Annotated in this window: 13 protein-coding genes; 9 read left to right on the top strand and 4 right to left on the bottom strand. The window is 62.9% G+C overall.

The genetic code is table 11. The annotated features are described in order from the left end of the window. Positions 1-112: 112 nt before the first annotated feature. The 5 genes from HX898_RS08905 to HX898_RS08885 all read left to right on the top strand — a co-directional run bounded on the left by HX898_RS08905 (position 113) and on the right by HX898_RS08885 (position 6,663). Positions 113-1,402, top strand: coding sequence for an RsmB/NOP family class I SAM-dependent RNA methyltransferase (locus tag HX898_RS08905; RefSeq protein ID WP_138388392.1), 1,290 nt, complete (start codon positions 113-115; stop codon positions 1,400-1,402). Positions 1,403-1,615: 213 nt separating this feature from the next. Continuing rightward, complete coding sequence (locus HX898_RS08900) at positions 1,616-2,893, top strand: imelysin family protein (protein WP_138388393.1); 1,278 nt, start codon at positions 1,616-1,618, stop codon at positions 2,891-2,893. 47 nt (positions 2,894-2,940) lie between these two features. After that, positions 2,941-4,479 carry a di-heme oxidoredictase family protein gene (locus tag HX898_RS08895; RefSeq protein WP_180194471.1) on the top strand — a complete coding sequence of 513 codons (1,539 nt, stop codon included), beginning with the start codon at positions 2,941-2,943 and terminating at the stop codon, positions 4,477-4,479. Next, a complete protein-coding gene (locus HX898_RS08890; protein WP_180194470.1) occupies positions 4,479-5,579 on the top strand; it encodes an imelysin family protein in 1,101 nt (366 codons plus the stop codon). Before HX898_RS08895 ends, HX898_RS08890 begins: the two co-directional genes overlap by 1 nt. 4 nt (positions 5,580-5,583) lie before the next feature. Beyond that, positions 5,584-6,663: a DUF1513 domain-containing protein gene (locus HX898_RS08885; protein WP_180194469.1), complete on the top strand. Its 1,080-nt coding sequence runs from the start codon at positions 5,584-5,586 to the stop codon at positions 6,661-6,663. Positions 6,664-6,719: 56 nt separating this feature from the next. Here the strand turns inward: HX898_RS08885 and HX898_RS08880 are convergent, their stop codons facing one another. Further along, positions 6,720-7,796: a DUF2252 family protein gene (locus tag HX898_RS08880; protein ID WP_180194468.1), complete on the bottom strand. Its 1,077-nt coding sequence runs from the start codon at positions 7,794-7,796 to the stop codon at positions 6,720-6,722. 267 nt (positions 7,797-8,063) lie between these two features. On the opposite strand from HX898_RS08880, the gene HX898_RS08875 reads away from it, so the two are divergent. The 3 genes from HX898_RS08875 to guaA all read left to right on the top strand — a co-directional run bounded on the left by HX898_RS08875 (position 8,064) and on the right by guaA (position 10,803). Further along, positions 8,064-8,513: a PaaI family thioesterase gene (locus HX898_RS08875; protein ID WP_003544704.1), complete on the top strand. Its 450-nt coding sequence runs from the start codon at positions 8,064-8,066 to the stop codon at positions 8,511-8,513. Further along, a complete protein-coding gene (locus HX898_RS08870; protein WP_138332231.1) occupies positions 8,510-9,148 on the top strand; it encodes a 5'-methylthioadenosine/S-adenosylhomocysteine nucleosidase in 639 nt (212 codons plus the stop codon). Before HX898_RS08875 ends, HX898_RS08870 begins: the two co-directional genes overlap by 4 nt. A 92-nt stretch (positions 9,149-9,240) precedes the next feature. After that, on the top strand, positions 9,241-10,803 hold the full coding sequence (gene guaA / locus HX898_RS08865) for a glutamine-hydrolyzing GMP synthase (protein ID WP_017962899.1): 1,563 nt from the start codon (positions 9,241-9,243) through the stop codon (positions 10,801-10,803). A gap of 303 nt (positions 10,804-11,106) precedes the next feature. Here guaA and HX898_RS08860 read toward each other — a convergent pair whose 3' ends face one another. Both HX898_RS08860 and HX898_RS08855 read right to left on the bottom strand, forming a co-directional pair. After that, complete coding sequence (locus HX898_RS08860; protein ID WP_180194467.1) at positions 11,107-11,706, bottom strand: NADPH-dependent F420 reductase; 600 nt, start codon at positions 11,704-11,706, stop codon at positions 11,107-11,109. A gap of 119 nt (positions 11,707-11,825) precedes the next feature. Further along, positions 11,826-12,560, bottom strand: a complete 735-nt coding sequence (locus tag HX898_RS08855) for an SDR family oxidoreductase (RefSeq protein WP_180194466.1) — start codon at positions 12,558-12,560, stop codon at positions 11,826-11,828. A gap of 263 nt (positions 12,561-12,823) precedes the next feature. On the opposite strand from HX898_RS08855, the gene HX898_RS08850 reads away from it, so the two are divergent. Next, positions 12,824-13,720, top strand: coding sequence for a LysR family transcriptional regulator (locus tag HX898_RS08850; RefSeq protein WP_180194465.1), 897 nt, complete (start codon positions 12,824-12,826; stop codon positions 13,718-13,720). Positions 13,721-13,799: 79 nt separating this feature from the next. On the opposite strand, the gene HX898_RS08845 is transcribed toward HX898_RS08850, so the two are convergent. Continuing rightward, entirely contained in the window at positions 13,800-14,330 is a 531-nt protein-coding gene (locus tag HX898_RS08845) for a dihydrofolate reductase family protein (protein ID WP_180194464.1), read from the bottom strand. Between the last annotated feature and the right edge of the window lie 141 nt (positions 14,331-14,471).

The raw sequence follows: 14,471 nt of genomic DNA, 5'->3' as shown, positions 1-14,471 counted from the left end.
GCTCTTACCGTCAATCGCGGTTACCACCCGGTTGAGACTTGTGAACAATTGACTGCGTGACACTCGCGTTTGCGCTGATCGTTCACACGCCACGGCAACAGGAGACATGTGAATGCGTCTGGGCGGCCGCCTCGAAGGGGCGATTTCTGTGCTCGCGGACATCGATGCCCGCAAGCGGCCCGTCGCCGACGCGCTGAAGGACTGGGGCCTCGCGCACCGCTTCGCCGGCTCCGGCGATCGTGCAGCGATCGGCAACATTGTCTATGACGCACTGCGCATGCGGCTTTCCCATGCCTGGCTGATGGATGACGACAGTCCTGCTGCCATTGCCCATGGCGTCATGTTCCGCCAATGGGGTTTTTCACCTGACAGTCTTGCCACTGAGCTGGCGGACGACAAGTTTGCGCCGGCGCCACTTTCAACCGACGCTGTTGCGGCCTTTCAAAGCCGCTCGCTCGACGATGCGCCGCCGCATATCCGCGGCGATATTCCCGAATGGGTCCAACCCTCCTTCGAACAGGCCTTCGGCGCCGCCTGGCTTGCCGAGGCACAGGCGCTCGCCGCCCGCCCGACGCTCGATCTGCGCGCCAACCTGCTCAAAGCCTCTCGCGACAAGGTCGTCAAGGCGCTCGAAAGAGCCAACGCGCATGCAGCGAAGATCGCCCGCTACGGCATCCGGATTGCCGCTGGCGAAGGCGCCTCGCGTCTTCCCAACGTGACTGCCGAGCTTTCGTTCCAAAAAGGTTGGTTCGAAGTTCAGGATGAGGGATCGCAGATCGTCGCCGACCTGGTGCTCGCCCATGATGGCGAACAGGTTCTCGACTATTGCGCCGGCGGTGGCGGCAAGACGCTCGCCATGGCGGCGGCCATGCAGAACAAGGGACAGGTTCACGCCTATGATGCCGACCGCAAACGGCTGGCGCCGATCATCGAACGGCTGAAGCGGGCGGGCACGCGCAATGTCCAGGTGCATGACGACGCCAGGGCGCTCTCCGCCCTTGCCGGACGCTGCGACAAGGTGCTGGTCGACGCGCCCTGCACCGGCACCGGCACGTGGCGCCGCCGCCCCGATACGAAGTGGCGGCTGACGGCGAAGAACCTCGACGAGCGCATCGCCCAGCAGCAGGACGCGCTGGCGCAGGCGAGCGGCTTCGTCAAACCCGGCGGCGATCTGATCTATGTCACCTGCTCGGTCCTGCCCCAGGAAAACGAGGAGCAGGCGCGCCGCTTCACGGCCGACAATCCTGATTTTCAGCTCGTCAGCGCCCTGCCCGCCTGGGAAGCCCTGTTCGGCAAGGACGCCCCGCGTCCGCATTCGTCCGACGGCCTGACGGTGACGCTGACGCCCGCCTCCACCGATACCGACGGCTTCTTTTTCTGTCGTATGCAGCGGAAGGGCTGACGCGGTTTAGCGAAGGCCCGCTACGGATCGTGATGCCGCGGCGGAATGCGCGGTTGCTGCCAATTTTTCAAGCGGATGCCGTTCAAAAAAGCCAGGTTGGCAACGTCTGTCCGTTCTTAAAACCATTCCAAACTAGAGCGTTTGACACAAGTTTGCTTTTGCGCGAAGAGACGGAGCCCGATTAGACGGAAAATCCCGTCACAGGAGAGGATCATGAAGCTCAACCGCAAATTCCGCGCAGCCGTGCTGGCGATCGCCCCCGCCGCCCTGCTCGCCCTTCCCGCGCATGCCGAGACTGATGCTGCCGCCGTGGTGAAACACTATGCCGGTGTGGCACATGCGAAATACGAGGACTCGCTGACGACGGCCAAGGCGCTCGACGCCGCGATCGACGCCTTCCTGAAGGCGCCGACCGATGCGACGCTCAAGGCCGCCAGAGACGCCTGGATCAAGGCGCGCGTCCCCTACCAGCAGACGGAAGTCTATCGCTTCGGCAATCCGATCGTCGACGACTGGGAAGGCAAGGTCAATGCGTGGCCGCTCGATGAAGGCCTGATCGACTATGTCGACGCTTCCTACGGCACCGAGAGCGACGAGAATTCTCTCTATGTGGCAAATGTCATCGCCAACAAGACGATCAAGATCGACGGCAAGGATGTCGACGCTTCCAAGCTGACGCCGGAATTCCTCTCCGGCACGCTGGCCGAGGCCGGCGGCATCGAAGCCAATGTCGCGACCGGCTATCATGCCATCGAATTCCTGCTTTGGGGTCAGGATCTGAACGGCACGGGACCCGGCGCCGGCGACCGTCCGGCAACCGACTACGACCTCAAGAACTGCACGCACGGCAATTGCGACCGCCGCGCCGAATATCTGAAGTCCGCCTCCACCCTGCTCGTTTCCGACCTGCAGGAAATGACCGACAACTGGAAGCCGGACGGTGCAGCGACGAAGAACGTCGAAACCGATCCGAAGGCCGGCCTCGTCGCGATTCTGACGGGCATGGGTTCGCTTTCCTACGGCGAGCTTGCCGGCGAGCGGATGAAGCTCGGCCTGCTGCTGCACGATCCCGAGGAAGAGCATGATTGCTTCTCCGACAACACCTACAATTCGCATCTCAACGACGCGATCGGCATCGCTGCCGCCTATACCGGCAACTATACCCGCGTCGACGGCACCAAGCTCAGTGGCCCGTCGCTGCATGATCTGGTGGCCGCCAAGGACAAGGCGCTCGATGCCGAAGTGGAAGGCAAGCTCAACAAGACGCTCGAAGCGATGAATGCCATGGCAAAGCGCGGCGAGACCGTCGAGAAGTACGACCAGATGATCGGCGAAGGCAACAAGGAAGGCAACGCCGTCGTTCAGGCCGCTATCGACGGGCTGATCGACCAGACGAAATCGGTGCAGCGCGTTATTGCCGCACTCGATCTCGGCACGGTTCAGCTTGAAGGTTCCGACAGCTTGGATAATCCTAACGCCGTCTTCAAATAAGCAAAAAGGCGGGCCGCTTCGACAGCCGGAGCGGCCCGGACCCTGAAATGTCGCATGCCCCGGCCCGCCGATTTTTCGCCAGCGCAACGCTCTGCGCCACGCTTGCCGGCTTTTCCGTCAGCATCGCAGCCGGTTTCGATCTGCCGACGAAACGCACCGACCTCTCCGAATCCGATCTGCAACGCGTCGCCGACGTCACCCGGCCGACAGCGGATTTTTCCAAAGCCGAACAATACGAAGCGATGCAGGCAGGGGCTACGACCTCGATCGACCCTGTCACCGAGGACAGCTTCTCGCATATTTCGGCCAACATCCCCTTCGAGGAAGAGCAGAATTTCAAACTCGGCAACGCGCTCTTCCGCAAGCTCTGGGTGTCCGCTCCCTCCTCGACGCAGGCTTCCGATGGTCTCGGGCCGCTGTTTAACGCCCGCTCCTGCATGAGCTGCCATGTCAATGACGGCCGCGGCAAACCGCCGGAGGGAGGCCCGAGCGCCACCTCGATGTTCCTGCGGCTTTCCCGCGCCGCCACGACGCCGGAGGACGAAAAGGCGATCGCACAGGCTGATGTCGTCAATTTCCCCGATCCGGTCTACGGCCATCAGCTGCAGGATCTCGCCGTTCCTGGCCTTGCCGCTGAAGGGAAGATGGCGATCAGCTACCGCGAAGAGAGGGTGACGCTCGGCGACGGCGAGACCGTGTCGCTGCGCCGGCCGAGTTATGCGGTGACGAACCTTGGCTATGGGCCGCTCGACCCCGCGACGACGATTTCGCCGCGTGTCGCCTCGGCGATGATCGGCCTCGGACTGATCGAGGCCATTCCCGAGGCCGACATCCTTGCCCATGCCGATCCTGATGATGCCGACGGCGACGGCATCTCCGGCAAGGCGGCGATGGTCCGCGACCACCGCAGCGGCAAGATCGCGCTTGGCCGCTTCGGCTGGAAGGCGCAGAACGCCACGGTGCGCGACCAGAGTGCGGATGCCTTCGCCAATGATATCGGCATCTCGACGCCCGATCACCCGGATGCGCAGGGCGATTGCACCAAGGCGGAAGAGAGATGCCTCGATATGCCGACCGGCGTGCAGAAACGGCTGGGCGCGGAAGAAGCGCCGGGTCCCATTCTCGACCTCGTCACCTTCTATTCCGAAAATCTGGCCGTTCCGGCACGGCGCAAGGCGAGTTTCCCCGAGACGCTGCACGGCAAGCGGATCTTCTACGAAAGCGGCTGCATTTCCTGCCATGTGCCGAAATTCGTCACCCGGAGGGATACGCCGGACAAGGCACAGTCCTTCCAGCTGATCTGGCCCTATTCCGACTTTCTTCTGCACGACATGGGCGACGGGCTTGCCGACGGGCAGCAGGTCGGCCTTGCAAGCGGACGTGAATGGCGCACGCCGCCGCTATGGGGTATAGGACTGACCCGGACTGTCAGCGGACACAGCTTTTTCCTGCATGACGGCCGTGCGCGGAGCCTCACCGAAGCGATCCTCTGGCATGGCGGCGAAGCTGAAAAGGCCCGCAACGCTTTCTCCTCCCTGTCGACAGACGACAGGGCGGCCCTGATTACATTCCTGGAGTCACTTTGATGCGCCTTTGGCACCCCCTGCTCTGCCTTACTCTGATCGGCCTCGCGACATCAGCGGCCGCCCAGACGGCCACTCCCCCGGCAGGGCTGAACGAGGATGCCGTTCCCGCCGTCATGCAGCGCGCCGTCGACGAGGTGATCCGTCCCGGCTATCGCAACATGCAGCAATCGGCCGCCCGGCTGACGACGGCGATGAAGGACCTTTGCGCCGACGGCACGCAGCAGACGCTCGACAAGGCGAAGTCCACCTTCGACGACACGATCCGCTATTGGTCGATCATCGAGATCGTCCAGACCGGACCTGTCATCCAGGACAATCTCTTCGAGCACATCCTGTTTTATCCCGACCGCAAGGGCGTCGGCCTCAAGCAGGTGCAGGCGCTGATCGCCAAGGCCGATCCGAACGATGCGACCGTTGATGCGATCGCCGGCAAGAGCGTTGCGTTGCAGGGCCTGACGGCGCTGGAATACGTGCTTTACGGCAATGGCTCCGACGATCTCGTCGGGCAGAAAGGCAGTTTCCGCTGCCTTTACGGCGAGGCGGTCGCCGGCAATATCCAGCGTGAGGCCGGCGAAGTCGTCGCCGCCTGGGAAAAGCCCGACGGCGTGCAGGCGAGTTGGAAACATCCAGGCCCGCAGAGCAACGACTTCATGGACAACAAGGAAGCGGTGACCGCGCTGCTCGGCATTCTCGTCCATGGCGCCGAGAATGTTCGCGACCAGCGGCTGGAGCAGTTCTACAAAGGCAAGGACACCGCGCCGCGGCCGCGCATGGCGATTTACTGGCGCTCCAAAAACACCTGGAAATCGATGACCGCCAATCTGGAGGGCCTGCGCACGCTCTGGCAGAAGGCCGGCATGGCCGAGCTACTGCCGCCGGACAAACAGCCGATCGCCGCCTCGATCGACGAGGACTTCAAATCGCTGCTCGACAGCGTGCCGAAGCTCAATCCCGACATCGACGTCGCCACAAGCGATACGGAGAAGGCCAAGCTCGATACGCTGCTTGCCGAAAGCCGCGACCTGATCACCCGGATCAGCGACGAATATGGCGCAGCCATCGGCCTTTCGGCCGGCTTTTCCTTTTCGGACGGAGATTGAGACGATGATGCAAAGTGCCGCGATCGACCGACGCAACTTCGTCAAGGCGGCCGGCCTTGGCTTCCTTGCTTCTTTGGCGCCGAGGTCGCTGATGGCACTCGAGCGGGCCGATGCGGTCTATGCCTCGGGCATTCGGGCAGCCGACGGCTCCTTTGCCTTTGCGACCGTGACCGAGCGCGGCGAGATCGTCGACCAGATGGCGCTTCCCGCCCGCGCCCACGGCATGGCCTTCAGCGCCAGCACCGGCAAGACTGTCGCCTTCGCGCGCCGGCCCGGCACCTATGCGATGATCTTCGATCCCTGGAACAAAAGCGAGCCGATCGTCATAAACTCCAGGGAGGACCGGCATTTCTACGGTCACGGCGCCTTCTCTCCTGACGGCCGTTTGCTCTACGCCAGCGAGAACGACTTCGACGGCAATCGCGGCATGATCGGCCTCTACGACGCCACCGACCGCTTCACCCGCATCGGCGAATTCGAGACCTACGGCATCGGTCCGCACGACATGACGGTGTCCGATGACGGACGCCTTCTGATCGTCGCCAATGGCGGCATCGAGACGCATCCGGATTTCGGCCGTACCAAGCTCAATCTCGGGGAGATGCAGCCGTCGCTTGTTCTGATCGATGCGGCGACCGGTGCGCTGGTCGAAAAACATGTGCTGCCGGCGGAATGGGCAGAACTCTCTACCCGCCATGTCGATCTCGACGGCGCGGGCCGCATCTGGTTCGCCTGCCAGTATGAAGGCCACCGCAAGGATTTGCCGCCGCTTGTCGGCCATTTCGCCAAGGGCGAAAATCTTACCTTCATCGACCTGCCGGAGGAGACGACGCGCCGGCTCGCCAATTACGTCGGAGCGATCGCCGTCAATCGCAGCGAAGGTCTCGTCGGCATCACCTCGCCGAAGGGCGGCGCCTCGGTGACCATCGACGCTAGGACGGGCAAGATGCTGGCCGAGACTTCCGTTCCGGATGCGGCGGGCATCGCGCCGGCAAGAAGCGGCTTTGCCGTTTCCTCCTATGATGGCGATTTCCTGTCGATCCGCAGCGATGTCGCCTGGGACCAGCACATCGTGCGGATCTAAATCAGAGAAGCGCAATTCCGGACGCAAAACCGCTGTACACTTTTGCTGGAATTGCTTTAGCCGGCGCGGGAATAGGCTTTCTGCTCGGTGCTGATGCTCGATGCCGCGGCCCTTGCCGCCTCATGCAGCCATTCGTTTCCCCGCGCCGCCAAATCCTTCAGGATCGCCGCAACCGCCGCCGCATCGTCGCAATGGCAATTGGCGATCTCGAAGCCCATCAGTTCCAGCATCGTCGGCGAAAGCAGGATCTCGGGGTGTCGGTCGATTTCGACCTTGCAGCCGTTCGGCGAGAGCCGGCGCACAAGGGTGCGGCCGGAAACCCGGTAATGCGGATCGGCTGAGCGCGCCCGCCCATTGGCGATCTCGCTTGCATGGATCGCCACGTCCTGCGGGTTGTGGCGAAGCGACCAGGCGGACGGCACCAGTGCCTTTGCCTCGCGCAGCACCGGTCCACCTTGCCATTCGGCATAGGCGACGAAACGCGGCCGGCCGAGGCTGCCGGTACCGCCGCTGCGCGGCTTCGCCACGAAAGGTCCTGATCCCAACGGCAGCGCGTCTGCGAGCGCCTTGACATAGGCTGATGGTGCCGGCTTCTTGCCGGGCTGCAACATTTCATATTTCTCCCAGAATTCCCGGCGTTCGGAATTCGGCAGCAGCAGCGCCTTGCGCAGCCATTTGTGGTCGCGCTCGAGGATGACAGGCAGCGGATTTTCAAGGCCCCGGCGATAACCGCTCAAGATCAATTCGCCGATCATGCGAACCGAGGGACCGTCACCGCCGCGGGCCAGGACAGCGCTTGCGGCAAGGCGAACGAGATCCAGCGCATAAGGCATCACCGCCGCGTCGTCGAAATCATTGACGCCCCAGACGAGCCGGCCCTCGACATCGCGCCAGGTGCCGAAATTCTCCAGATGCGTATCGCCGATCGCCAATACCTCGGGAGCGCGGCCGAGTTCCGGACAGATATCGAGGATGATCTCGCACCAGCGCCAATAGGTGGCGCGCAGGAAGACGAAATCGTCGCTTCGCATCTTCTCGTGCTTCTCCCGCAGATCGTCCTTGACGAGATCGTCGCCGAGTTCGCCGGCCAGCCAGGTCTCGAAAATCCGCACCGATTGCGATATCGTCATCATGCCGGCGCTCCATCATTTCGCGACCCGATGCGGAGAATACGCGTGCCGCGCGAAGCTGCAATCGTCTTCGCATCGGATCGCCACAATCGAGCGGTACTGGCCAGCGGTACCGGCCAGCTGTGCCGGCTTGCACGGCGGCGGAAAGGTGAAGGGTTGCCCCGGCGACACGGTCCCGGGTTTCCATCGCCGCCCGGACCGATTTCAACAATGTCCAGCTTGTCGAATGCGGCGCGCCATGCCACTTTCGCGGCTGCAAGAGGGGCAGACATGAGCGAGACTGACAGGGGCGATTTCCGCGCGCGAATCCGCCGCAATTTTGCGCGCCAGGCGGCGATGGAAACGATCGGCGCAGAGCTGACGCGCGTCGAGCACGGCGTCGTCGAGATCGAGCTTCCCTTCGACGTCAAACTGACACAGCAGCACGGCATCCTGCATGCGGGCATCATTTCCGCAGCGCTCGATTCGGCTTGCGGCTTTGCAGCCTATAGCGTCATCGACCCGGAAGCCTCGATCCTGACGATCGAGTTCAAGGTCAATCTCATGTCGCCGGGGCGTGGCGATCGTTTTCTGTTTCGCGGGGAAATCACCAAACCCGGCTCCACCATCATCGTCGCCGACGGACGAGGCTACGCGATCAGCGACGGGCCGGCGAAACTCATCGCCTCCATGACCGGAACGATGATGGTGATCCGCGGTAGAGAGGGCATTACGGGATGAAGTTCGAACTGAAATCGGTCGCGGGGAAATCCATCCTTTTCGTCATGGCCGCTGAGGCCGAATACGGTCCCTTCCTGCGCTCGCGCATCGAACCTTTGATGACCGGCGTCGGCCCGGTCGAGGCGGCCATCGCGCTGAGCAAGACATTGGCGCGGCTGGATGCAGTCGACGACCTGCCCGATCTCGTCGTGTCCCTCGGCTCGGCCGGCTCCGCCAAACTGGAGCAAACCGAAATCTATCAGGTGACCTCGGTTTCCTACCGCGACATGGACGCCTCGCCGCTCGGCTTCGAAAAGGGCAAGACACCCTTTCTCGACCTGCCCGCAACGCTCGATCTGCCGCTGCGCATTCCCGGCATAGCCGAAGCAAGTCTTTCCACCGGCGGCAACATCATTTCGGGCGCCGCCTATACCAATATCGACGCCGACATGGTCGACATGGAGACCTATGCGGTGCTGCGCGCCTGCCAGGGTTACAAGCTGCCGCTGATCGGCCTTCGCGGCATTTCCGACGGCGCCGTCGAGCTACAGCATATTTCGGGCTGGACCGAATATCTGCACATCGTCGACCGCAAGCTCTCTTACGGCGTCGACAGCCTGTTCACGGCGCTGGAGGACGGGGTTTTCTGGTTCTGAGCCGCTGAATGCGGGACAATTGGAACAATAAAAACCTGATGCCGCCGATTTCCCGGATTGCAAGGCGAGGCGCTTTTCATTAAAGCCTCGCCATGACCCAGACAGCACATCCCGACTCCGTTCTCATCGTCGATTTCGGCAGCCAGGTGACCCAGCTCATCGCACGACGCGTGCGCGAGGCCGGCGTCTATTGCGAGATCGTTCCCTTCCAATCGGCCGAAGAGGGCTTCCACCGCCTGCAGCCGAAGGCCGTGATCCTGTCCGGCAGCCCGGCTTCCACGGTGGACGAGGGATCGCCGCGAGCGCCCCAGATCATCTTCGACAGCGGTCTGCCGGTGTTCGGCATCTGCTATGGCCAGCAGACGATGTGCATGCAGCTCGGCGGCAAGGTCGAGAGCGGCCATCACCGCGAATTCGGCCGCGCCTTCCTCGAGGTCGACAGGGACTGCCAGCTGTTCGAGGGCCTCTGGTCCTCCGGCTCGCGCCATCAGGTCTGGATGAGCCATGGCGACCGCGTCACCGCGCTGCCGGATGGTTTCGAAGTGGTCGCCACCTCCTCCAACGCGCCCTACGCCTTCATCGCCGACGAGAAGCGTAAATATTACGGCGTGCAGTTCCACCCGGAAGTCGTGCATACGCCTGATGGCGCCAAGCTGATCGGCAATTTCATTCACAACATTGCCGGCATCAAGGGTGACTGGTCGATGTCGGCCTATCGCCAGAAGGCGGTCGAGCAGATCCGCGCGCAGGTGGGCGACAAGCGCGTCATCTGCGCGCTTTCGGGCGGCGTCGACAGTTCCGTCGCAGCGCTCCTGATCCACGAGGCCGTCGGCGACCAGCTGACCTGCATCCTCGTCGACCACGGGCTGATGCGCAAGGATGAGGCGGCCGGCGTCGTCGCCATGTTCCGCGAGCACTACAATCTGCACCTGCTGCACGTCGATGCCGCCGATCGCTTCATCGGCGAACTCGAGGGCGTCAGCGATCCGGAAACCAAGCGCAAGATCATCGGCCGGCTGTTCATCGAGACCTTCGAGGAAGAGGCAAAGAAGCTTGGCGGCGCCGACTTCCTCGGCCAGGGCACGCTCTATCCCGACGTGATCGAGAGCGTTTCCTTCACCGGCGGCCCTTCGGTGACGATCAAATCGCACCACAATGTCGGCGGTCTGCCGGAGCGCATGAAGATGCAGCTCGTCGAGCCGCTGCGCGAACTCTTCAAGGACGAGGTGCGCGCGCTCGGCCGCGAGCTCGGCCTGCCCGACAGCTTCATCGGCCGCCACCCCTTCCCGGGCCCTGGCCTGGCGATCCGCTGCCCCGGCGGCATCACCCGCGAAAAGCTGGAGATCCTGCGCGAGGCGGATGCGATCTATCTCGACGAAATCCGCAAGGCGGGCCTCTACGACGCCATATGGCAGGCCTTCGCCGTGCTGCTGCCCGTTCAGACCGTCGGCGTCATGGGCGATGGGCGCACCTATGAATTCGTCTGCGCGCTGCGTGCCGTCACCTCCGTCGACGGCATGACGGCGGACTTCTACCACTACGACATGGAATTCCTCGGCCGCGCCGCCACCCGCATCATCAACGAAGTGCGCGGCATCAACCGCGTGGTCTACGATGTTACGTCGAAGCCGCCTGGTACGATCGAGTGGGAGTGAAGAGGAGTACCTAGCAGTCGATAGATGCTAGGCGACCCGCAGATCTGCCGCTCTGTCGGGCGTCTCCCCGCTCTTCGAATGGCGCCATACGCCCACCCCAACCTTCGCGACTTTGTGACCTGCAAATATTCGGTCGCGCGCTGCTCGAAGACGTTAGAGTGGTTCAGCTTTTCACAGAAGCGCAGAACCGCTCTAACCTTTTGTTTCACGCAATTCCGGACGGAAAACCGCTTCGCACTTTTCCTGGAATTGCTCTAGCACGCGCGACCAGTTCTCGTCGTCGATCGCACGGTCGTAGACCGATTACTGCTCCTTCTTGAACAAATCCTGGAAGATGAGCTGGCCCCAAGTGCGGCCGTGTGCGTGCACCAGCGCGCCACCCTCGTTGAGCTTTCCCAGCTTGACGGGTGCGAAGCCGAGTTGTTTGGCCAAGTCCGCCACGGGAGCGATCGCGTCCTCGTCGTCGCTCGACAGAAAGACGACCCGGTGCCCACCCTCGACGATCGGATCGGCAGCCAGGGTGGCGGCAATCAGGTGATTGAACCCTTTCACGAACTTGGCGCCGGTGAACGATTTCGCGACGAAGGCGGAGGACGGGAGGCCGTCCAGCTCTTCAGGGACGGGAAATGCGTTCATCGCATCGATGACCGTCTTGCCTTTCCAGCTCGGCAAGGCCTTCGCAACCTCGCGATGCTCCCCGAACGGGACCGCCAGGATGATCGTGTCGGCCTCGAGTGCATCCCGCAGCGACCTGGCGACGACGGTGGGTCCAATCGCCCGAGCCTGCGGCGCCAACGCCTCGGACGGCCGGCGGCTCGCGACTGTCACCTCGATGTTTTTACGGGCGAAGGCGTGGGCGAGGGCCTGGCCTATCTTACCGAATCCTACAATTGCGTAGCTCATAATACTTCTCCGATATTGTGTTGATATTGATTTCCTGGCCCTGAACGGCGCTGGGTTATCTACCGAGCCCTACGGAGCTCCGAAAAAATCGAATGGAGCGCCTGGCCAGGTGCAGCGCGTCAGAGTTGCGCAAGGCCGCCGTCAACCGCGACCTCGCTGGCGGTCATGAAGCTGCTGTCCGACGACGCGAGAAAGGCAGCCGCCGCCCCGATCTCCGCCGGATCGGCCATACGCTGGAGCGGCGTCATCGCCCCGTAGGCCTTCTGGCCTTCCTCGCCCAGCGCCTCCTTCGCAAGTTCGGTCGCCGTCGCCCCGGGCGACAGCACGTTTACCCGGATGCCGGTGCCCTTCAGGTCCTCCGCCCAGGTCCGCGCGAGGTTACGCACTGCCGCCTTGCTTGCGCTGTAGGCCGTAAATCCCGGTGCGCCCGTGGTGCCGGCGCTCGATCCGGTCAGGATGATCGAACCGCCCTGGCCCATCAGCGGCAGCGCCTTCTGGACCGTGAAGATCGTACCTTTCACATTGGTGTCGAAGGTTTCGTCAATGTGCTCGGCGGTGATCTTGCCGAGCGCAAGCTGGCTTCCCGCCCCGGCATTGGCGAAGACGATATCCAGGGTTCCACGCTCGGCCTTCACCGCCCCATAGAGTCGGTCGAGGTCGGCCAGATCGGAGACCGAGCCCTTCACCGCGCGAGCATTGGGCCCGAGGTCGGCCACAGCGGCGTCGAGCGCTTCCTGCCGGCGGCCGAAGATGAAGACGAAGGCGCCCTCCTCGATGAAGCGCTTGGCTGCGGCGAGGCCGATGCCGGTAGCGCCACCGGTGATCACGGCGGTCTTTCCATTCAGTCTGTTCATGTCATGCATCCTTTGATCATTCGGGGACGCCCCCGAGACCGTCGAAATGGGTCCACCGGCATCAGTTGTTGAGTGCGGAAGTGCGCACATCGGTGGTGCAAAATCGATCCGGCTGGACGACCGACGCCAGCCGCGACGATCGGTGTCCGCCGTTCGGAATTTGGCCGCTATCGTCGACGCAAGCTGGGATGACCGCCCGTATTGCTGTACGATGCGTTCGATACGAGCTTTGGAAGACGCACCGCGCGGTGCAGGATTGCACCATGATCGACTGGGATGACATTCGCTACTTTCTTGCGGTGGCGCGCGGAGGCTCGGTGCGGGCTGCCGCCGAGGGCCTCGGGGTGTATCACTCGACCGTGCTGCGACGCATCGCACAGCTCGAGGAACGCCTCGGGGCGCAGATGTTCGAAAAGCTGCCTTCAGGCTACCGCTTGACGGCTGCGGGCGACGAGGTCCTTGAGCTCGCGAACCAGATGGAAGCGTCGTCACACCAGCTGGAGACGCGCGTCTTCGGGCGCGACCAGAGCGTGCGCGGGCTGCTGCGGGTGACGTTGGCTCCGACCCTCGCGACACACCTCCTCATGCCGGACCTCGCCGATTTCGCGCGTCTGCATCCAGACATCGAGATGGAAATCGTGTCGTCCGGCGAGCTGGCAAACCTGACCAACCGAGAGGCCGACGTGGCGATCCGCGTCGTTTACGACCGCAAAACCCTGCCGCTCAATCTTCACGGCCTGAAGGGACCGGAGCTGTTCGGCGGCGTCTACATGTCTCGCGATCGACTGGCCGCGTGGCGTGCGGGCGCGCCGGATCCCATCCGGTGGATCGTCATAAGCATGCATGGCATTCCGGATTGGGCCAGCGAGGGCGAGGTTCGCACCACGGGGGTTCCATTCAGGACCACGGACGGCGAGGCGCAGATCGTTGCGGTACGGCAAGGGCTCGGGATCACGACACTGCCGTGCTTCGTCGGAGATGCCGACCCCCTATTGGTGAGGGTACCGGGCAGCGACCTGCACATGCATGGAACGCTCTGGCTTCTCACGCAGGGGGAGACACGCAAGACGAAGCGCGTCCGGCTCTTCACTGAGTTCGTATCCAGCAGGCTCTCCGCCTACGCTCCGCTTCTCGCGGGGCTCTCCATATCGCGCGACTGACGCCCGGCGGGTCGCCGGCGACGCCTGCCGTCATCCCATCGGAAGCCGAGCGGCGATTTTCATCTGGCGAGATGCGAGATCAAGCCGGAACGTAGGTCAACCTGATCACATCCTCGCCAATCCGGTCATGAGCCATCAGGCGGAGCGGCGGCCGGGGTCCGGCGAAATATGGCTTGCCGTGACCGAGCACGACGGGGTGCAGGTAGATTCGATACTCATCGATCAGGCCAAGTTCGGTGAGGCTTTGCGCCAAATTGGGGCCGGCAACTTCGATCTCCCCGTCGCGTTCCGCCTTCAGCTTGCGGATCGCGGCCTCAAGATCTTCCCCAACAAGGCTGGCGTTGGGACCGACCGACTTCAACGAGCGCGAGACGACCCATTTCGGCTGGCTGCGCCACGCCGCCGCGAAAGCCTGTCGCTCTGCATCCCATTCAGGATGTTCGTCGTCCCAGTAACGCATGACCTCATACATCTGGCGACCGTACACACTGCCCGCCTGCCGCTGAGCCTCCTCAATGAAGTGGCGGAAGAGCGTGAGGCTTGGCGCAAACGCCATATGATCGACGTAGCCGTCCAGGGACTGGTTCATTCCGAACACAAGCTTAGCCATCCTCACTTCCTTTCCTTAAACGGCATATCCGCAGGTCTGATTGCATTATGCAATCGGTTTCAAGTTAGCTCAACTGGTTTTATATCGCAATTGGTTTTTGAGGTGCACGTAAATCCGCGACCTGATGGTCGCCAACCGAGC

This window comes from Rhizobium sp. WYCCWR 11128 (genome assembly GCF_013416305.1).
GTDB lineage: Bacteria > Pseudomonadota > Alphaproteobacteria > Rhizobiales > Rhizobiaceae > Rhizobium > Rhizobium indicum.
Note: the sequence above shows the minus strand (reverse complement) of the source record. Positions and strands in the feature narration are given on the sequence as shown.